The sequence below is a fragment of the Rhizobium sp. BK316 genome, from assembly GCF_014193695.1.
GTDB lineage: Bacteria > Pseudomonadota > Alphaproteobacteria > Rhizobiales > Rhizobiaceae > Rhizobium.
In genome coordinates, this window is the sequence record NZ_JACHZR010000008.1 from 189,760 (window position 1) to 208,194 (window position 18,435).

Consider the following 18,435-nt stretch of genomic DNA (forward strand, 5'->3'; position numbering starts at 1 on the left):
TTAACCGACAGTCATGCGCCGCAAGACATCGGTCTTCCAGTAAAACTGGTGAGCCAGAGCGCCAAGGACATGCGCAACAACGACGACCCAGAGAATGAGCTTCAGAACGTCGGCATGCAGCGAGCCCAATGCTTCCGCACCAAGATAGTAGACCGCGATGCCTGACACCGGCAGGGCGATCAGCAGCAGATAAAGGCTTGCATGCGCGAGCCGCGCGGCGAGCCGAAAGATTGCCGGCTCGTCTGCGGATTCAGGCGGCACGCCCTGCACGAAGCGCAGACAGAGCCTGAGGATCGTCACGAGCAGGATGGCAATGCCGACATAGGCGTGGATATTGGCCGAAGCGATCTGTTCCGGCGAGGGCGTCCCGCCACGGCGGACAAGCCGATACCAGGTATTCATGCCATCGGGCAAAAGAAGATTATAGAGGACCAGAAGGACGGTCGCCCAGTGAAGGAAACGTTGGGAGAGGCTGTAGCCGACAACGACGCGATCATTCATTTTCTTGGCTTTCGTCAAATAGTTAGCGAAACTTGCCCACCAAATAAAAATGCCGCCCGCCCGAAGGCAAGCGGCATTGTGAATGATTGCTGATATTTAATCTTACAGATGGATCGGCTTGAAGAAGGCAGCGAGTGCGGCTTCCTTCACGGCTTCCGACATGGTCGGGTGCGCATGGCAGGTGCGGCCGAGATCTTCTGCCGAGCCGCCGAATTCCATCAGCACGGCGATCTCGTGGATCATCTCGCCGGCGCCGAAGCCGACGATGTGGCCGCCGAGCACGCGGTCGGTTTCCTTGTCGGAGAGGATCTTGACGAAACCGTCCGTCGCCAGCATGGCGCGGGCGCGGCCATTCGCCGAGAACGGGAACTTGCCCACCTTGTAGGCGACGCCTGCAGCCTTCAGCTCTTCCTCGGTCTTGCCGACGGAAGCGACCTCCGGCTGCGTGTAGACGACGCTCGGAATGACGTCGTAGTTCACATGACCATGCTGACCGGCGAGGATTTCAGCGAGTGCGACACCTTCGTCTTCGGCCTTGTGCGCCAGCATCGGACCCTGGACGACGTCGCCGATCGCATAAATGCCTTCGACATTGGTCTGGAAGTGGCCGTCGATTTCGACGCGGCCGCGATTATCGATCTTGACGCCCGCTTCTTCGAGGCCGAGGCCGGACGTATAGGGAATGCGGCCGGTCGAGATCAGAACGACATCGGCTTCGAGCGTCTGGACAGCACCACCGGCCACCGGCTCGAAAGTCACCTTTGCGCCCTTGTCGCCCTTCTCGACGCCGGTCACCTTGGAGCTCAGTTTGATGTCGATACCCTGCTTGCCCAGCATGCGCTGGAACTGCTTGGAAACATCGCCATCCATCGCACCGAGAATCTTGTCGAGATATTCGACGACGGTAACTCTTGCGCCGAGGCGCGACCAGACCGAGCCGAGCTCGAGGCCGATGACGCCACCGCCGACGACGATCATCGTTTCCGGCACTTTTTCCAGCGCAATGGCACCAGTGGAAGATATGATGATCTTCTCATCGATATCGACCTTCACGCCCGGAATGCCGGCGACATCGGAACCCGTGGCGATGACGATGTTCTTGCCTTCGATTTCCTGAGCCGTGCCGTCTTCGGCGGTCACAGAGACCTTGCCGGCGGAGATGATCTTGCCGGTGCCATGGAAGGTGTCGATCTTGTTCTTCTTGAACAGGAAGGCAACGCCGTCGACGTTGGACTTTACCGTCGCATCCTTGTGCGCCAGCATCTTTTCGAGATTGAGCTTCGGAGCGGCGACTTCGATGCCGAGTTCATCCATGTGATGCGTTGCATGGAACATTTCGGAAGCGTGCAGCAGCGCCTTGGAGGGGATGCAGCCGACATTCAGGCAGGTGCCGCCATAGGTGGCGCGCTTCTCGACGACAGCGACCTTGAGGCCGAGCTGGGCAGCCTTGATTGCCGCGACATAGCCGCCGGGGCCGGTTCCGATAACAATCACATCATAGGACATTGCTTTTTCCCTTTACGTTATTGACTAGCGCCCGCCGCTCACATTGAGGATCGCGCCTGTTATGTAGGATGCCGAAGGCGAGAGCAGGTAGACGATTGCATCGGCCACCTCCTCCGCCTGTCCGGCTCGCTTCATCGGGATCGATGAAGCCATTTCTTTTGCTCTGTCGGGCTGCCCGCCGGAGGCATGGATATCCGTCTCGATGATGCCGGGACGGATCGCGTTCACTCTAATGCCTTCGGCCGCGACTTCCCTGGAAAGCCCGATCGTGAAGGTATCGATGGCTGCCTTGGAGGCGGCATAGTCGACATACTGTGTCGATCCGCCAATGACAGCCGCCATGGAAGAGATATTGACGATCACGCCGCCCTGCCCGCCATGTCTGGAGGACATGCGCCGCACCGCCTCGCCGGCGCAAAGGATGGAACCAGTCACGTTGATCCGCATCATCCGTTCGAGACGATCGGCCGACATTTCATCAACGCGCGCGGTGTTATCGACAATACCGGCATTGTTCACCAGCCCGTCCAACCGCCCAAAATGCTTGTCGACCGCCTCGAACATCGAGACGATATCGGCGCTATTGCCGACATCGCCCTTGATGGCGAACGCATCGCCGCCGGCCTTCTTGATCTCGGAAACGACGGCATTTGCCGCAGTCTCGTTCGAGGCGTAGTTCACCGCAACGCGCCAGCCATGGCGGGCGGCAACCAGGCAAGCGGCAGCACCAATGCCGCGGCTGCCGCCGGTCACGAGCAGAACGGGTCCATCAGTCATTGTGCGCATCCTTTGAAATCGAGGACATCCCACGGCGCGACCTTTGCCTTGCCGTCACCCCAAGCCGAAGACTGGTGGATTGCCGGGCCGAGGCCGGGAAAGACGATCTTTTCCGCCGCCGGGCTGTCACCGGACTGCAAATTATCCAGCCCGCCACTGGCGCTTGCGCGATAAACGAAGCCCTGCCAGACCATGCAGGCCTCGAGATCGGCGCCGGTGACATCGCCATCCGGGCAGTTGAACATCACCATGCCCATGGTCCGCTCCGGATCGTCGGAGGACATCACATAGCCATTCATGACGACAGGGCTCTTCAACGCGCTGAGCTTGAATTGATGGGTCGAGCTCATGGCCTCGGAGGTAATCGGCGAGAAGCGCAGTTCATAGGCACCGTCACGATCTCCATAGATCGCGCTGGCCTGCTTGCACTCGGCAGCGATGGCGGAAACCGGCGCACAGGATAGTGCGGCGATGACGATCGCTGCCAGCCCTTTCCGCTTCGTCGCCTTATGCTCCCCACTCATTGCAAGTTCGGCTTTCTGCGCCCGTCGGCGTTTTCGATGACCTGGAAATCCGTCAGCAGCACCAGTGGATGCTCGTCCTTGTCCATGCCCCAGAACACTGGATAGAAGCCGTCGCCCGAGCCGCTCCAGAAGATCGCGACATTACCCTTCTTGCCGGCCATTGGCCGGTGCAGGGCATAGACACCCTTGTTGGCATCAAGCTCCGGAGCGAGCACGTCGTCATAGTAATTCACATCGGAACCGGGCTTCTGTGCCTGCACCTGCTGCTCGCGCTCCCCGATCAGATTGAGCGTATCGGCATCCATGTAGCTGCCGAGGCCGGCATCGACCGGATAACCGAACATCTCGTCATCCTTGAGCGTCACGATATCCTGACCCGGAACGGTCGCAAGCTCCCAGTGATCGGGCTTGCCCTCGCCGAAACGCATGCTGGCAGCGGCAACACGACCGAAAGCCTCATAGAGCCGCACCGGATAGTCGCCGGCCGGAATGGTTTTTGCGAAGGCCGGCCGGTCCGGCTGCGCCAGCGGATCGGCGGCAACGATATGACCCGAGGTGAGCTCGACATTCCCCATATCGACCGTCTTGAGAGAGCGTGCGGAAAGCTCCGCATCGCTGAGCGACACAAGGTCGAAATTGCTGCTCGCCTTGTTCACGTCGAAAGCGAGAGCCGAGACCGGAATGAAGGCAACCGTGGCGCAGAAAACTGCGCCCGCCGCTCGCATGATCCGGTCTCGCATGGCAGATCGCTCCGCTTAGAGGTCCAGAACCAGACGTTCCGGATCTTCCAGGCTTTCCTTGACGCGCACGAGGAAGGTCACGGCTTCCTTGCCGTCGACGATACGGTGGTCGTAGGAGAGCGCAAGATACATCATCGGGCGGATAACGACCTGACCGCCGATGGCGACCGGACGCTCTTGGATCTTGTGCATGCCGAGAATGCCCGACTGCGGTGCGTTGAGGATCGGCGAGGACATCAGCGAGCCGTAGACACCACCATTGGTGATGGTGAAGGTGCCGCCTTGCATCTCTGCCATGGAGAGCGAGCCGTCACGGGCTGCCTTGGCGAGGCGGCCGAGTTCCTTCTCGATTTCCGCGATCGACATCTGGTCAGCATCACGGATGACGGGAACGACGAGGCCCTTGTCCGTACCGACGGCCATGCCAACGTGGCAGTAGTTCTTGTAGATGATATCGGTGCCATCGATTTCAGCGTTGACGGCCGGCAGTTCCTTCAGGGCGTGCGTGACCGCCTTGGTGAAGAAGCCCATGAAGCCGAGCTTCACGCCATGCTTCTTCTCGAAGACATCCTTGTACTTGTTGCGCAGGTCCATGACGGCCTTCATGTCCACCTCGTTATAGGTGGTCAGCATGGCAGCCGTGTTCTGCGCATCCTTGAGACGCTTAGCAATCGTCTGGCGCAGGCGCGTCATCTTCACACGCTCTTCGCGGCCGGCGTCCTCGACCGTCGACGGACCGCGCGGAGCAGCAGGGGCTGCCGGTGCGGCGGCCGGAGCCGCTGCAGCCTTGGCGACAGCGGCGATGACATCGCCCTTCAGGACCTGGCCGCGTTTGCCAGAGCCATCGACTTGATCGACCGAGAGGTTGTTTTCTGCGAGCATCTTTGCCGCAGCCGGAGCCGGCGGCATGGAGGATACGGAGGCGGCCGACGCAGCAGCGGCAGCAACCGGAGCAGCTGGCATCGGAGCCGGTGCAGCAGGCGCTGCGGCCGGGGCAGCGGCAGCCGGAGCCGCGGCGGCGCCTGCGCCTGCCGCGATCTGGCCGAGAAGCGCACCGAGGCCAACGGTCTCGCCAGCCTGCGCAACGATTTCCGAAAGCGTGCCGGAAGCCGGAGCAGGAACTTCGATGGTCACCTTGTCGGTTTCAAGCTCGAGAATGGGCTCGTCGGCCTTCACGGCATCGCCGACCTTCTTGAACCAGGTGCCGACGGTTGCCTCGCTGACGGATTCACCGAGTGTTGGAACGCGGATTTCTGTGGCCATTGTTCAAATCCTGATTGTGCTTGTTATCGTGTTAGATGGCGGTCCCGGCCTGCGGCCGGAGAATGATTGAGGGCATTGGCGAGACATCGAAACGAAAACCGAAGCCGGACGTGATGATCGGGTCGGCATCGGCAAGCGCCTTGGCTGCCGCCTGATCCGCAACCTCGACGATGGCGATGCCGAAAGCCCCTCCAGCCTCGAAAACGGGACCGACGGCAATCGCCGATCCCGCAAGGGCTTTCTGGTGCCAATATTCGGCATGGCGCTTCATCGCCGCCATTTCCTCCCCGGTCCCGTCATGCGGGAATGTGGGGCGCGGCGGCACAAGTCTCATGAAGAAATATGCCATCGCGCTTCCCCTTTTTGTTAGCCGCCCAGCGCATCCTCGAGGAATGCGGCGAGCTGCGACAGATGCTTGGACATCAGGCCCGTTGCCGGCGAAGCGGCTGCGGGGCGACCCGTGTAACGAACGCGCTGGTACTTCGCATCGATATGGGCAAGCACCCATTCCAGATACGGGTCGATGAACGACCATGCGCCCATGTTCTTCGGCTCTTCCTGGCACCAGACCATCTCGGCGTTGCGGAAGCGGGACAGCTCGTTGATGAGCGCCTTGGCCGGGAACGGGTAGAGCTGTTCGATACGCAGCAGGTAGATGTCGTCGATGCCGCGCTTCTCGCGCTCTTCCAGGAGGTCGTAGTAGACCTTGCCGGTGCAGATGACGACGCGACGGATCTTGGCATCCTTCTGCAGCTTGATCGGACCGTCCTTGATGACCTCCGCGTCGTCCCACAGGAGACGGTGGAAGGAGGATTCACCGGCCATTTCGGCAAGCGTCGAAACCGCGCGCTTGTGGCGCAGCAGCGACTTCGGTGTCATCAGGATCAGCGGCTTGCGGAAGTCACGCTTCAGCTGGCGGCGCAGGATGTGGAAGTAGTTCGCCGGCGTCGTAACGTTGGCGACCTGCATGTTATCCTCAGCGCAGAGCTGGAGATAACGCTCCAGACGGGCGGACGAATGTTCCGGACCCTGGCCTTCATAGCCGTGCGGCAGCAAGCAGACGAGGCCAGACATGCGCAGCCACTTGCGTTCGCCAGACGAGATGAACTGGTCGAAAACGACCTGCGCACCGTTTGCGAAGTCGCCGAACTGGGCTTCCCAGAGCGTCAACGCATTCGGACGAGCGAGCGAATAGCCGTATTCGAAGCCGAGGACGGCTTCTTCCGAAAGCATCGAGTTGATGACTTCATAACGGGCCTGTGTCGGCGACAGGTTCGCAAGCGGAATGTAGCGCTCTTCAGTTTCCTGATCGTAGAGAACCGAATGACGCTGCGAGAAGGTGCCACGTTCGCAATCCTGACCGGACAGGCGGATCTTGTGGCCCTCGACAACGAGCGCACCGAAAGCCAGCGCTTCGGCCATCGCCCAGTCGAGGCCTTCGCCGCTCTGGACCATGTTGGCGCGGTTTTCCATGAAACGCTGGATCGTGCGATGCGCATTGAATCCCGCCGGAATTTCCGACAGCTTGCGGCCGATATCCTTGAGCGTCTTCATCGGCACTGCGGTTTTGCCGCGGCGCTGTTCGTCAGCATTGTCAGCCGTGCGCAGGCCGGACCATTCGCCGTCCAGCCAGTCGGCCTTGTTCGGCTTGTAGTGCTGACCGGCTTCGAATTCCTGCTCGAGATGGGCGCGCCAGTCGGCCTTCATCTTTTCGACTTCGCCGTCGGTGAGCAGGCCTTCGCGGACGAGGCGGTCTGCATAGAGCTGCAGGACCGTCTTGTGGCCACGGATAACCTTGTACATCTTCGGCTGAGTGAAGGACGGCTCATCGCCTTCATTGTGGCCGTAGCGTCGATAGCAGAACATGTCGAGCACGACAGGTTTGTGGAACTTCATGCGGAATTCGGTCGCAACCTTGGCCGCATAGACCACAGCTTCCGGATCGTCGCCATTGACATGCAGGATCGGCGCTTCGATCATCTTGGCAACGTCGGACGGATAGGGCGACGAGCGCGAGAAGGCCGGGTTCGTCGTGAAGCCGATCTGGTTGTTGATGATGACGTGCATCGTGCCGGCAACGCGGTGGCCGCGCAGACCGGAAAGACCGAGAATTTCGGCAATGACGCCCTGGCCGGCAAAGGCCGCGTCGCCGTGAATCAGGAGCGGTAAAACCTTGGCGCGCTCCGACAGCGGGATGATGTCGCCGTCCCACACGGTGGCGCTCATGTCCTGCTTGGCGCGCGCCTTGCCCATGACGACAGGGTCGACGATTTCGAGGTGCGACGGGTTTGCCGTCAGCGAGACGTGCACCTTGGTGCCGTCGAATTCGCGGTCGGAGGAAGCACCCAGATGGTACTTCACGTCGCCGGAGCCTTCGACCTCGTCAGGTGCGTAGGAACCGCCCTTGAACTCATGGAAGATGGCGCGATGCGGCTTGCCCATGACCTGGGACAGCACGTTCAGGCGGCCGCGATGGGCCATGCCGAAGACGGCTTCCTTGAGGCCGAGAGAACCGCCACGCTTCAGGATCTGCTCAAGCGCCGGAATCAGCGATTCACCGCCGTCGAGGCCGAAGCGCTTGGTGCCCTTGAACTTGACGTCGAGAAACTGCTCATAACCTTCGGCTTCGACAAGCTTGGCGAGGATCGCCTTCTTACCTTCAGCCGAGAAAGCGACACCCTTGTCCGGACCTTCGATGCGTTCCTGGATCCATGCCTTTTCTTCCGGATTGGAGATGTGCATGAATTCGACGCCGAGGGTCGAGCAATAGGTGCGCTCGAGGATCTCGATCATCTCGCGAAGGGTCGCATATTCAAGGCCGAGCACATTATCGATGAAGATCTTGCGATCGTAGTCGGCAGCCGTGAAGCCGTAATTTTCGGGTGAAAGCTCGTGATAGTCTTCGACCGCGGCAGCAATGCCGAGCGGATCGAGCTTGGCGTGCAGGTGGCCGCGCATGCGATAGGCGCGGATCATCATGATGGCGCGAACGGAATCGCGCGTCGCCTGCAGCACGTCGGCAGCGCCTGCCGGCTGACCGGCGGCCTCGGCCTTGGCCTTTACCTTGGTCTCGATGACCTTTTCGACGATGCCCCAGTCGCCATCGAGCGCTGAGACGAGATCGCCGCTTGCCTGCAACGGCCAGTTCTTCTTGCGCCAGGATGCCCCCTTGGCCGCCTTCTTCACATCAGCAGGATCGTCTTCCAGCGCCTTGAAGAAGGACCGCCACTGATCGTCGACCGAGTTGGGATCGTCTTCATAACGGGCGTAGAGCTGCTCGATATAGGCAGCATTGGCGCCATCCAGAAACGAGGTGATCTGAAATTGCTCGTTGGCTTCTTGCCGTGCCATGGTGATATGCGGACGCTTCCGTCCGCCTCCTGACTTAGATGAATTTGCCGGCTTCATCGCCGGCTGCCGCATTCCGATTGCCGCCTGTCCGCGGCGCATCCGTATTTCGCAAATAGAAAGCCGGACGGAAGCTGGGATGCCCTCTTCCGTCCGGGTATATAAGTTGGTTTAGCCCTTGAGGACTTCAACCAGCGTCTTGCCGAGGCGAGCTGGAGACGGCGACACCTTGATGCCTGCCGATTCCATCGCCGCGATCTTCGATTCAGCATCGCCCTTGCCACCGGAAACCACGGCACCGGCATGGCCCATGGTGCGGCCCTTCGGCGCGGTACGGCCAGCGATGAAGCCGGCCATCGGCTTCTTGCGGCCTTTCTTGGCCTCGTCCTTGAGGAACTGTGCCGCGTCCTCTTCAGCCGAGCCGCCGATTTCGCCGATCATGATGATCGAGGTCGTGGCTTCATCAGCGAGGAACATTTCGAGCACGTCGATGAATTCGGTGCCCTTGACCGGGTCGCCACCGATGCCGACAGCCGTCGTCTGGCCGAGACCTTCGTTGGAGGTCTGGAAGACAGCTTCGTAGGTCAGCGTGCCCGAGCGGGAAACGATACCAACGGAACCCTTGCGGAAGATCGAGCCCGGCATGATGCCGATCTTGCATTCTTCCGGCGTCAGGATGCCTGGGCAGTTCGGTCCGAGCAGGCGCGACTTGGAGCGCTCGAGGCGAGCCTTGACGCGCACCATGTCCATGACCGGGATACCTTCGGTAATGCAGGTGATGAAGGGGATCTCGGCGTCGATCGCCTCGATGATCGCATCGGCTGCACCTGCCGGCGGGACATAGATGACGGACGCGTTGGCGCCGGTCTTTTCCTTGCCTTCGGCAACGGTTGTGAAGATCGGCAGGCTTTCGCCTTTGGAGCCGGTCCAGGTTTCGCCGCCCTTCTTCGGGTGGATACCGCCGACCATCTGCGTGCCGTAGTAAGCAAGCGCCTGTTCGGTGTGGAATGTACCGGTCTTGCCGGTCAGACCCTGAACAAGGATCTTGGTGTCTTTGTTGACGAGAATAGACATTCTTTAAGATCCTTCAAAATTAGCCGTTGATCGCAGCGACGATCTTCTTGGCCGCATCGTCCAGGTCGTCGGCCGCCGTGATCGCCAGACCCGACTCGTTCAGGATCTTTTTGCCGAGCTCGACATTCGTGCCTTCGAGGCGAACGACGAGCGGAACCTTGAGACCGACTTCCTTGACCGCGGCAATGACGCCCTCGGCAATGACATCGCACTTCATGATGCCGCCGAAGATGTTGACGAGAATGCCTTCGACCTTGGGGTCTGCCGTGATGATCTTGAAGGCTGCAGCAACCTTCTCCTTGCCGGCGCCGCCGCCGACGTCGCAGAAATTCGCCGGCTCCTTGCCGTAGAGCTTGATGATGTCCATCGTCGCCATGGCAAGGCCTGCGCCGTTGACCATGCAGCCGATGTTGCCGTCGAGCGCCACATAGGCGAGGTCCCACTTCGAGGCCTCGATTTCCTTGGCGTCTTCTTCCGTCTCGTCGCGCAGCGCCCTGACGTCGTCATGACGGAACAGCGCATTGCCGTCGAAAGACATCTTGGCGTCGAGGACGCGCAGATGGCCGTCCTTCATGACGATCAGCGGATTGACCTCGAGCAGGGCCATGTCCTTCTCGCCGAAAGCCTTATAGAGCGCCGGGAAGAGCGTCTTTGCATCTTCTGCGGCTGCACCCTCGAGCTGAAGCGCCTTGGTGATGGCAGCAACGTCGGCTGCCCTGACACCAGCTTCCGGATCGATAGCGATCGTATGGATCTTCTCAGGCGTGTCGTGAGCGACGGCTTCGATATCCATGCCGCCTTCGGTCGAAACGACGAAAGCCACCTTGCCGACCGAGCGGTCGACCAGAAGCGAGCAATAGAGCTCGCGGGCAATATCGGCACCATCTTCGATGTAGAGGCGGTTGACCTGCTTGCCGGCTTCGCCGGTTTGCGCCGTCACCAGCGTATTGCCGAGCATCTCCTTGGCATGCGCAACGACTTCATCGATCGACTTGGCGAGACGAACGCCGCCCTTGGCATCCGGGCCGAGTTCCTTGAACTTGCCCTTGCCGCGGCCGCCCGCATGGATCTGGCTCTTGACCACGTAAAGCGGGCCGGGAAGTGACTTGGCGGCGGCAGCGGCTTCCTCGACCTTGAGGATAGCCACGCCGTCCGCGACCGGCGCGCCATAGCCCTTCAGCAGAGCCTTGGCCTGATATTCGTGAATATTCATGGGTTTGTCCCTATTTCGATTGCTTCAGCGCACCAATTACTTGAGGGCGGGCGCGATGTTGATGCAGGCTTCGCAGAGACCGGCAACGGCGCCGACGGACTTGTCGAAGGCTTCCTTCTCGGTCTTGTTGAGGTCAATCTCGATGATGCGCTCGACGCCACCGGCACCAATGACGGTGGGAACGCCGACATACATGTCCTTGACGCCGTACTGGCCGGTAAGATGGGCGGCGCAAGGCAGAACGCGCTTCTTGTCCTTGAGGTAGGATTCAGCCATTTCGATCGCGGAAGCGGCTGGAGCGTAATAGGCAGAACCGGTCTTCAAGAGGCCGACGATTTCGGCGCCGCCGTCACGGGTGCGCTGAATGATCTCTTCGAGGCGCTCCTTGGTGACCCAGCCCATCGTCACGAGATCGGTCAGCGGAATGCCGCCAACCGTCGAGTAACGGGCGAGCGGCACCATCGTGTCGCCGTGACCGCCGAGAACGAAAGCCGTGACGTCCTGAACGGAAACGTTGAATTCCTTGGCGAGGAAAAGACGGAAGCGCGAGGAGTCGAGAACGCCGGCCATGCCGACGACCTTGTTAGCCGGAAGGCCGGAGAACTTCTGCAGCGCCCAGACCATGGCGTCGAGCGGGTTGGTGATGCAGATGACGAAAGCGTTCGGAGCATATTTCTTGATGCCGGCGCCGACCTGTTCCATGACCTTGAGGTTGATGCCGAGAAGGTCATCACGGCTCATGCCCGGCTTGCGCGGAACGCCGGCAGTGACGATGCAGACGTCAGCACCTTCGATCGCGGAATAGTCGCTGGCACCAGTCAGATTGGCGTCGAAGCCTTCGACGGGGGAGGACTGTGCGATGTCGAGACCCTTGCCCTGGGGGATGCCGTCAGCAATGTCGAAGAGGACGATGTCGCCCAACTCCTTCAGGCCGGCGAGATGCGCCAGCGTGCCACCAATCATGCCAGAACCGATGAGTGCGATCTTGTTACGCGCCATTTCGCTTTTCCTTTGCGATCAAAATCCGTCGGGCGACGCGCGGGCATCGCCCAATGCCGCAATCGCATAGACCTAAAGCCAAAAAATGGCAATGCATTATTTTTGGTGCAGCAATTTCAATCGTTTAGATATTAAAATTCTTACGTAAACGTAAGATCAATTGTCACCAAAGTGTTACTCGGCAGCACGCCGTTCATGGTGCGCATTAAGATATTCGGCACTTCTCATTTCGAAAAGACGCGATGCCGTACGGTCGAATTCAAAGCCTTCTGTACCCCGTCTTCCGATGAGCAGATCCTCCGGCATGGCGGCAGCGGAAACGTAAAGACGGATGCCGTGATCGTAGAGCGTGTCGATCAGAATGATGAAGCGCTTGATCTGGTTTCGCTTTTCCGGACCGAGTAGCGGAACGTGATCCAGAAAGATCGTATCGAAGCGTTCGGAGATGGCCAGAAAATCGGCTGCACCCAACGGTTTATCGCAGAGATCGGCGAAGGAGAAACGCGCCATCCGATCGGCAGCGAGTGGTACATGGATTGCCCGGCCCTTCATGGGGATCTCCACAGGCTGCGCCTTGCGGCCATGCAGCGCCTGCGTCCACGAGGCATCCATCGCCATGTCGGTGCGCTCGTCGATTGGAACGAGATAGATTGGCTGGCTGTTCAGCTTTTCCATCCGGTAGTCAGTCGGAGAATCGAGCGTAACGATCTCGACATGCTTTTTGAGAAGCGTGACGAAGGGCACGAAGAGCCCGCGATTGAGGCCATCCTTATAGAGATTGTCGGGCTCGACATTCGAGGTCGCCACCAGCACGCAACCGCGAGCGAAAAGCTCGGAAAACAGCCGCGACAGGATCATCGCATCGGCGATGTCGGTGACGGTGAATTCGTCGAAGCAGAGCAGTTCCGCTTCCTCGAAGAGCGCGGCGGCAACCGGGGGTATCGGATCGGCCTGTTTTGTCTCGCCGTTCTTCAGTTTCTGCCGATGGGCGGCGATGCGATTGTGCACATCAGCCATGAATTCGTGGAAATGCGCGCGCCGCTTTTTCCGGCAGGGCGCCAGCGCGAAGAACATGTCCATGAGCATCGTCTTGCCGCGCCCGACGCTGCCATGGATATAGAGACCTCTGATACCGGCCTCGGTCTTCTTCTTGGATGCGAACAGCCAGCCGAGCGCGCTGCTCTTGGCCGCCGGCCGCTTCTGCTTGAGGGAAGCGAGCACCCGATCGAGGCACTTGGCGACGCCCATCTGGGCGGAATCGACCTGCAACGTCCCCGAAGCTGTTAGCGATTTGAGCTGCTCGATGACGCTGAGCGAATAGTCTGGCATTGGCTGCATGAGGGCTTGTCCGCCTATGCGTAACCGGCGGAACCCCGCCGGACTGGCTTACCGGCTGAGGGTGATCGGCTGCCCGGTCGAGGTCTGGCCATTGAAGCTGTTGTCGGCAACCTTGTAGACGGAACCGATCTGGTTACCGCTGCGGTCTTTGAGCAGAATCTGTTTGCCAGAGACCTCCCAGGAGCCCATGGCTGTCAGTTCGCCAACGCAACCGCGGGTACCGCCGCGCGATCCGCTGCCGAGATTGGTGAGCGTTAGGAACATGTCGCAGGTGCCGTTGACACGCCAGCTGCCGACCATCGATTCCTTGGTGACATCAAGGGAGGCCGCGGGCGCAGCGCCACCCGGCTGAACACCAGCCATCGGCGCCGTCGAGGTCGGGGCGGCAGGAAACTGGCCGGTCGGTGGAGGTAGCTGGCCACCCTGCACTGAGGGTACCGGCTGTGCGGTCAGTGGCGGAGGCGCACTGTTACTGCTGTAATCATATGAGGTGCGCTGGCATCCTGCCAAGGCCAGAGCGGCCGTTAAACCCGTCACCACATATCGCAACTGCATCATCAAGCTCCCGAATGTCCGCCTCAACCGCAGAGATATTTCAATTCTAGGTTCGAATTACCGTATTTCACTTTGGTTAATCAAGTCAGCACAATGCAAATCAGCCTTCGTGACACCTATGGCAAAGCCGGCACAATTCAACCCGACCGCTCGCCGGACTTCTTGCTGGTAAAATATGTCAGCAAGGTGTTGTGCCCGGGCGTCTCGTTCTTGATTAAGTTCGATCCGTTCGGCGAAGTCGAGATAACGCTCAATTGAATTCGATGGAAGTGTCGACGCTCACACGCGACGCTCGACCATCATCTTCTTGATTTCGGCGATCGCCTTGGCCGGGTTCAGACCCTTCGGGCAGGTCTGCGCGCAGTTCATGATCGTGTGGCAACGATAGAGGCGGAACGGATCCTCGAGATTGTCGAGCCGTTCGCCGGTCGCTTCATCTCTGGAGTCGATCAGCCAGCGATAGGCCTGCAGTAGCACGGCCGGGCCGAGATAGCGGTCGCCGTTCCACCAGTAGCTCGGACAGGAAGTCGAGCAGCAGGCGCAGAGGATGCACTCATAGAGGCCGTCGAGCTTCTGACGGTCCTCGTGGCTCTGCTTCCATTCCTTGGCGGGCGTCGGCGAAACCGTCTTCAGCCAGGGCTCGATCGAGCGATGCTGGGCGTAGAAGTTGCTGAGATCGGGAACCAGATCCTTGACCACGGGCATATGCGGCAGCGGGTAGATCTTCACCGTGCCCTTGATGTCGTCCATGCCCTTGGTGCAGGCGAGCGTGTTCGTGCCGTCGATATTCATCGCGCAGGAACCGCAGATACCTTCACGACAGGAACGGCGCAGCGTCAGCGTCGGATCGATCTTGTTCTTGATGTAGAGGAGCGCATCGAGAACCATCGGCCCGCAATCGTCGACATCCACGTAGAACGTGTCGATCGACGGGTTCTGGCCGTCATCCGGGCTCCAGCGATAGACGCGGAACTCGCGGGTGTTCTTGGCACCCGCCGGCTTCGGCCACACCTTGCCTTCGCGCATCTGGGAATTCTTGGGGAGAGCGAGTTCAACCATGTCAGGTCCCTCTGATCAGTATACGCGGGCCTTCGGCTCGATCTTGTGGGGATCGATACCGTCTGCGATGAGGTCGGTGTGGACTGGCCGGTAGTCGAGCTTCACATCACCAGCCTCGTTCACCCAGGCCAGCGTGTGCTTGCGCCAATTGACGTCGTCGCGGCCTGCGAAGGCACCTGACGTATAGTCTTCGCGGGCATGCGAACCGCGGCTTTCCTTGCGAGCTTCGGCGCCGTAGATCGTGGTGATGGCATTGGCCATCAGGTTCTGCAATTCCAGCGTTTCGACAAGATCGGAATTCCAGATCATCGAGCGGTCGGTGACCTTGATGTCCTTGAGTTCACCCCAGATTTCCGAAAGACGACGGCAGCCGGATTCCAGCGATTCCTGGGTGCGGAACACGGCTGCGTCTTCCTGCATGGCGCGCTGCATCTTCTCGCGCAGCACCGCCGTCGGCGTGCCGCCATTGGCGTAACGCAGGCCGTCGAAACGGTCCATGATCTTGTCGCAGGCAGTCTTGTTCAGCGCCGGCACCGGCTCGTTGCGGTCGATGATCTCGCCCGCGCGGATGGCGGCGGCGCGACCGAAGACCACGAGGTCGATCAGCGAGTTGGAGCCAAGGCGGTTTGCACCGTGAACCGAGGCGCAGCCGGCTTCACCGACAGCCATCAGGCCGGGAATGATGCGTTCCGGATTGGAGCTGTCGGCATTGAGCACCTCGCCCCAATAGTTCGTCGGAATGCCGCCCATATTGTAATGGACGGTCGGCAGAACCGGGATCGGTTCGCGGGTCACATCGACACCGGCAAAGATCTTGGCGCTCTCGGAAATACCCGGCAGGCGCTCGTGCAGCACGGCCGGATCGAGATGGTCGAGATGCAGGAAGATATGGTCCTTGTTCTTGCCCACGCCGCGGCCTTCTCGGATTTCCAGCGTCATGCAGCGCGAAACCACGTCGCGCGAGGCAAGGTCCTTGGCCGACGGCGCATAGCGCTCCATGAAGCGCTCGCCTTCGGAATTGACCAGATAGCCGCCTTCGCCGCGCGCGCCTTCGGTAATCAGACAGCCGGAACCGTAGATACCGGTCGGGTGGAACTGCACGAATTCCATGTCCTGCAGCGGCAGACCGGCACGGGCGATCATACCGCCGCCGTCGCCGGTGCAGGTATGGGCCGACGTTGCCGAGAAATAGGCGCGGCCGTAACCGCCGGTCGCCAGCACCACCATTTTTGCAGCGAAGCGGTGGATCGTGCCGTCATCGAGGCACCAGGCGACGACGCCGGTGCAGCGGCTGCCGTCATCGGACATGATGAGGTCGAGCGCAAAGTATTCGACAAAGAATTCGGCATTGTTGCGCAGCGACTGGCCGTAGAGCGTATGCAGGATGGCATGGCCGGTACGGTCGGCAACGGCGCAGGTGCGCTGCACCGGCGGGCCTTCACCGAAATTCTGCATGTGGCCGCCGAACGGACGCTGATAGATCTTGCCTTCCTCGTTGCGCGAGAAGGGCACGCCGTAATGTTCCAGCTCATAGACCGCCTTCGGCGCTTCCATGGTCAGATACTGCATGGCATCGACGTCGCCGAGCCAGTCGGAACCCTTGACGGTGTCATAGAGGTGCCACTGCCAGCTGTCGGGTGTCATGTTCTGCAGCGAGGCGGCGATGCCGCCCTGGGCCGCAACCGTGTGCGAGCGGGTCGGAAATACCTTGGTGATGCAGGCCGTGCGGAAGCCCTGTTCGGCCATGCCGAGCGTGGCGCGCAGGCCGGCACCGCCGGCGCCGACGACGATTACGTCATAGGAATGGTCGACATAGGTGTAGGCCTTCCCATTCTGAGCGGGTGAAGACGTTGCCATGATACGGTTATCCTACGAATGCGATTTTCAGAATGGCGAAGAGACAGAGGCCGGCAATCAGAACCGCGAAGAAGGTGTTCAACATCAGGAGCAACAGCTTGCCGATCTCCCCATGAACATAGTCTTCGATGATGACTTGCATGCCGAGCTTCATGTGGATGGTGCCGGAAACGACCATCAGGCCCATAACGACGGCGACGAACGGGTTCGAGAGAGCACGAACCACGTCGGCATAAGGCGCACCGGCATAGACGATCATGAAGATGACGAAGAAGATGATAAGCGGGATGTTGGCGACAGCCGTCAGGCGCTGGCGCCAGAAATGATCGGTGCCTTCCTTGGCGGAGCCGAGGCCGCGAACCTTGCCCAGAGGAGTGCGCATATCCATGAGTGCGACCTTCAGAAGCGAATGATGAAGCCGATCACCCAGACCAGCACGGTCAGACAGAGCGATCCGATGATATTGGCGATGGCGAGCCTGGTCGAGAATTCCTTCTCAAAGCCGTGGCCGAGGTCCCACATGAAGTGGCGGAAGCCGCCGAGCATGTGGTGGAGCAGTGCCCAGGTGTAACCGAGCAGGACGAGCTTGCCGATAATGCTGCCGAGTACCCAATTGGCCCAGTCATAAGAGGCCTGGCCGGTGGCGGCCGCGATCAGCCACCAGGCAATCAGCAGCGTGCCGAAATAGAGAGCGCCACCGGTAATGCGGTGAACGATCGACATGACCATGGTGGGGATCGGCTTGTAAATTTGCAGATGCGGCGACAGGGGCCGGTTTGTTACATTCGCCATCAGAACCTCGCGGCGTCTTCTCTTTGCCCTTGATGTCAGGGGCTTTTCTCAGTCAACCACACGAATGACAAAATTCTGTGTGCGTTGCATCAATCTCGACGTTTAATCACCGAAACCCCTGACGACAAGCATAATTGCTGCCTGCTTTTAATTTAATCGATTCGCGTTACCGGGAAGTTTTCAACACCGCGAAACTCGTCTCTTTCGCTCAATTTTTGAGCTGACCGTATGCCTGCGTGGACAAGATCAGCCTTTTGGCGCAATCTGGCGTTAACGATTTGTTAGCGTTTCGGAGTTTGGTCCATGTTTCGCAGTCTGTCCAAGGCTACCCTGGCCCTTGTCGCGGTGCTTACAGCGCTTCCCGCCACGGCGGGAGAGCGCAACTTCGATCATCGCTTTCCGCGCCATAACGGTTTTAATGACGGCGTCTTCCTCGGCAGGCGCACCCATTGGGACAGTGGTCTGCACTTCAGACGCGACAACGTCATCCGCTATCGCCCCCGCACCCCGTTTCTGAAGCAGTTCAGCTATCCGGGGACAAGCCGCTACGGCCGCAGCAACATCGTCGTCATTGCCTCCCAGCCGCAGAGCTATGATCAGAGTTACGGGAGCAACGGCATCTACGCCGGATCGTCCTATGCCTATCAGACGGATGGCGGAACCTATGTCGGCGGCGACGGGTACTATCGTCTGGCTGCGCCGGAACGTAACCTTGCCCCGAAGGCAAAGGTCATCGATGTCGGCATCGCCGATGATCCCTGCTCGTATGAGGCCAATGTCTGCGTCATCCGACCCTAGGCAGCGGTGACGATTTAACTATTTGAGCCATATGGCGATAGCGGCGAGTTTGACGAAGCCCATGAAGTTTGCGAGCAACTTGTCATAGCGG

The 18,435-nt window shown here is 60.0% G+C and carries 19 protein-coding genes; 2 read left to right on the forward strand and 17 right to left on the reverse strand.

Annotated elements, in window-relative coordinates; all coding sequences use genetic code 11:
• From FHT87_RS29180 to FHT87_RS29240, 13 genes are all read right to left on the reverse strand, one after another.
• Positions 1–501 carry a cytochrome b/b6 domain-containing protein gene (locus FHT87_RS29180; RefSeq protein ID WP_183734358.1) on the reverse strand — a complete coding sequence of 167 codons (501 nt, stop codon included), beginning with the start codon at positions 499–501 and terminating at the stop codon, positions 1–3.
• A 102-nt stretch (positions 502–603) separates the two neighbouring features.
• Positions 604–2,007, reverse strand: a complete 1,404-nt coding sequence (gene lpdA, locus FHT87_RS29185; protein WP_183734359.1) for a dihydrolipoyl dehydrogenase — start codon at positions 2,005–2,007, stop codon at positions 604–606.
• Between the two features lie 24 nt (positions 2,008–2,031).
• On the reverse strand, positions 2,032–2,784 hold the full coding sequence (locus FHT87_RS29190; protein WP_183734360.1) for an SDR family oxidoreductase: 753 nt from the start codon (positions 2,782–2,784) through the stop codon (positions 2,032–2,034).
• Positions 2,781–3,308 carry a hypothetical protein gene (locus FHT87_RS29195; RefSeq protein ID WP_183734361.1) on the reverse strand — a complete coding sequence of 176 codons (528 nt, stop codon included), beginning with the start codon at positions 3,306–3,308 and terminating at the stop codon, positions 2,781–2,783. Before FHT87_RS29195 ends, FHT87_RS29190 begins: the two co-directional genes overlap by 4 nt.
• The gene (locus FHT87_RS29200; protein ID WP_183734362.1) at positions 3,305–4,048 is read right to left on the reverse strand and encodes a DUF4241 domain-containing protein; all 744 of its coding nucleotides are present in this window, start codon (positions 4,046–4,048) and stop codon (positions 3,305–3,307) included. The genes FHT87_RS29195 and FHT87_RS29200 overlap by 4 nt, the downstream gene beginning before the upstream one ends.
• Before the next feature lie 15 nt (positions 4,049–4,063).
• Complete coding sequence (gene odhB, locus FHT87_RS29205) at positions 4,064–5,311, reverse strand: 2-oxoglutarate dehydrogenase complex dihydrolipoyllysine-residue succinyltransferase (protein ID WP_183734363.1); 1,248 nt, start codon at positions 5,309–5,311, stop codon at positions 4,064–4,066.
• A 31-nt stretch (positions 5,312–5,342) separates the two neighbouring features.
• A complete protein-coding gene (locus FHT87_RS29210; RefSeq protein WP_183734364.1) occupies positions 5,343–5,660 on the reverse strand; it encodes a YciI family protein in 318 nt (105 codons plus the stop codon).
• A gap of 17 nt (positions 5,661–5,677) precedes the next feature.
• Positions 5,678–8,662 (reverse strand): 2-oxoglutarate dehydrogenase E1 component, encoded by a 2,985-nt coding sequence (locus FHT87_RS29215; RefSeq protein WP_183734365.1) that lies wholly within the window; start codon positions 8,660–8,662, stop codon positions 5,678–5,680.
• Positions 8,663–8,830: 168 nt separating this feature from the next.
• Positions 8,831–9,733, reverse strand: a complete 903-nt coding sequence (sucD, locus tag FHT87_RS29220; RefSeq protein WP_183734366.1) for a succinate--CoA ligase subunit alpha — start codon at positions 9,731–9,733, stop codon at positions 8,831–8,833.
• A gap of 19 nt (positions 9,734–9,752) precedes the next feature.
• Entirely contained in the window at positions 9,753–10,946 is a 1,194-nt protein-coding gene (sucC, locus tag FHT87_RS29225) for an ADP-forming succinate--CoA ligase subunit beta (protein ID WP_183734367.1), read from the reverse strand.
• 36 nt (positions 10,947–10,982) lie between these two features.
• Positions 10,983–11,945, reverse strand: a complete 963-nt coding sequence (gene mdh, locus FHT87_RS29230) for a malate dehydrogenase (protein WP_007822364.1) — start codon at positions 11,943–11,945, stop codon at positions 10,983–10,985.
• Between the two features lie 174 nt (positions 11,946–12,119).
• Positions 12,120–13,283 (reverse strand): cell division protein ZapE, encoded by a 1,164-nt coding sequence (gene zapE, locus FHT87_RS29235; protein WP_183734368.1) that lies wholly within the window; start codon positions 13,281–13,283, stop codon positions 12,120–12,122.
• A gap of 48 nt (positions 13,284–13,331) precedes the next feature.
• Positions 13,332–13,838 (reverse strand): protease inhibitor Inh/omp19 family protein, encoded by a 507-nt coding sequence (locus tag FHT87_RS29240; RefSeq protein ID WP_183806160.1) that lies wholly within the window; start codon positions 13,836–13,838, stop codon positions 13,332–13,334.
• Between the two features lie 93 nt (positions 13,839–13,931).
• Here FHT87_RS29240 and FHT87_RS29245 point away from each other — a divergent pair, with 93 nt between their 5' ends.
• Positions 13,932–14,096, forward strand: coding sequence for a hypothetical protein (locus tag FHT87_RS29245; RefSeq protein ID WP_183806133.1), 165 nt, complete (start codon positions 13,932–13,934; stop codon positions 14,094–14,096).
• Between the two features lie 21 nt (positions 14,097–14,117).
• On the opposite strand, the gene FHT87_RS29250 is transcribed toward FHT87_RS29245, so the two are convergent.
• From FHT87_RS29250 to sdhC, 4 genes are read right to left on the reverse strand one after another with little or no spacing between them, the layout of a single operon-like run.
• The gene (locus tag FHT87_RS29250) at positions 14,118–14,897 is read right to left on the reverse strand and encodes a succinate dehydrogenase iron-sulfur subunit (protein WP_007822372.1); all 780 of its coding nucleotides are present in this window, start codon (positions 14,895–14,897) and stop codon (positions 14,118–14,120) included.
• Positions 14,898–14,912: 15 nt separating this feature from the next.
• The gene (gene sdhA / locus FHT87_RS29255) at positions 14,913–16,754 is read right to left on the reverse strand and encodes a succinate dehydrogenase flavoprotein subunit (RefSeq protein WP_183734370.1); all 1,842 of its coding nucleotides are present in this window, start codon (positions 16,752–16,754) and stop codon (positions 14,913–14,915) included.
• A 7-nt stretch (positions 16,755–16,761) separates the two neighbouring features.
• Positions 16,762–17,142: a succinate dehydrogenase, hydrophobic membrane anchor protein gene (sdhD, locus tag FHT87_RS29260; RefSeq protein WP_183734371.1), complete on the reverse strand. Its 381-nt coding sequence runs from the start codon at positions 17,140–17,142 to the stop codon at positions 16,762–16,764.
• 11 nt (positions 17,143–17,153) lie between these two features.
• Positions 17,154–17,546: a succinate dehydrogenase, cytochrome b556 subunit gene (sdhC, locus tag FHT87_RS29265; protein WP_183734372.1), complete on the reverse strand. Its 393-nt coding sequence runs from the start codon at positions 17,544–17,546 to the stop codon at positions 17,154–17,156.
• A gap of 303 nt (positions 17,547–17,849) precedes the next feature.
• Between sdhC and FHT87_RS29270 the strand changes: the two genes are divergently transcribed.
• The gene (locus FHT87_RS29270; protein WP_183806134.1) at positions 17,850–18,344 is read left to right on the forward strand and encodes a hypothetical protein; all 495 of its coding nucleotides are present in this window, start codon (positions 17,850–17,852) and stop codon (positions 18,342–18,344) included.
• Positions 18,345–18,435 lie beyond the last annotated feature (91 nt).

Coding starts and splice junctions, on each gene's coding strand:
- FHT87_RS29180 (WP_183734358.1), bottom strand. CDS start 501: ATGAATGATCGCGTCGTTGTCGGCTACAGCCTCTCCCAACGTTTCCTT.
- lpdA (WP_183734359.1), bottom strand. CDS start 2,007: ATGTCCTATGATGTGATTGTTATCGGAACCGGCCCCGGCGGCTATGTC.
- FHT87_RS29190 (WP_183734360.1), bottom strand. CDS start 2,784: ATGACTGATGGACCCGTTCTGCTCGTGACCGGCGGCAGCCGCGGCATT.
- FHT87_RS29195 (WP_183734361.1), bottom strand. CDS start 3,308: ATGAGTGGGGAGCATAAGGCGACGAAGCGGAAAGGGCTGGCAGCGATC.
- FHT87_RS29200 (WP_183734362.1), bottom strand. CDS start 4,048: ATGCGAGACCGGATCATGCGAGCGGCGGGCGCAGTTTTCTGCGCCACG.
- odhB (WP_183734363.1), bottom strand. CDS start 5,311: ATGGCCACAGAAATCCGCGTTCCAACACTCGGTGAATCCGTCAGCGAG.
- FHT87_RS29210 (WP_183734364.1), bottom strand. CDS start 5,660: ATGGCATATTTCTTCATGAGACTTGTGCCGCCGCGCCCCACATTCCCG.
- FHT87_RS29215 (WP_183734365.1), bottom strand. CDS start 8,662: ATGGCACGGCAAGAAGCCAACGAGCAATTTCAGATCACCTCGTTTCTG.
- sucD (WP_183734366.1), bottom strand. CDS start 9,733: ATGTCTATTCTCGTCAACAAAGACACCAAGATCCTTGTTCAGGGTCTG.
- sucC (WP_183734367.1), bottom strand. CDS start 10,946: ATGAATATTCACGAATATCAGGCCAAGGCTCTGCTGAAGGGCTATGGC.
- mdh (WP_007822364.1), bottom strand. CDS start 11,945: ATGGCGCGTAACAAGATCGCACTCATCGGTTCTGGCATGATTGGTGGC.
- zapE (WP_183734368.1), bottom strand. CDS start 13,283: ATGCAGCCAATGCCAGACTATTCGCTCAGCGTCATCGAGCAGCTCAAA.
- FHT87_RS29240 (WP_183806160.1), bottom strand. CDS start 13,838: ATGCAGTTGCGATATGTGGTGACGGGTTTAACGGCCGCTCTGGCCTTG.
- FHT87_RS29245 (WP_183806133.1), top strand. CDS start 13,932: ATGCAAATCAGCCTTCGTGACACCTATGGCAAAGCCGGCACAATTCAA.
- FHT87_RS29250 (WP_007822372.1), bottom strand. CDS start 14,897: ATGGTTGAACTCGCTCTCCCCAAGAATTCCCAGATGCGCGAAGGCAAG.
- sdhA (WP_183734370.1), bottom strand. CDS start 16,754: ATGGCAACGTCTTCACCCGCTCAGAATGGGAAGGCCTACACCTATGTC.
- sdhD (WP_183734371.1), bottom strand. CDS start 17,142: ATGGATATGCGCACTCCTCTGGGCAAGGTTCGCGGCCTCGGCTCCGCC.
- sdhC (WP_183734372.1), bottom strand. CDS start 17,546: ATGGCGAATGTAACAAACCGGCCCCTGTCGCCGCATCTGCAAATTTAC.
- FHT87_RS29270 (WP_183806134.1), top strand. CDS start 17,850: ATGTTTCGCAGTCTGTCCAAGGCTACCCTGGCCCTTGTCGCGGTGCTT.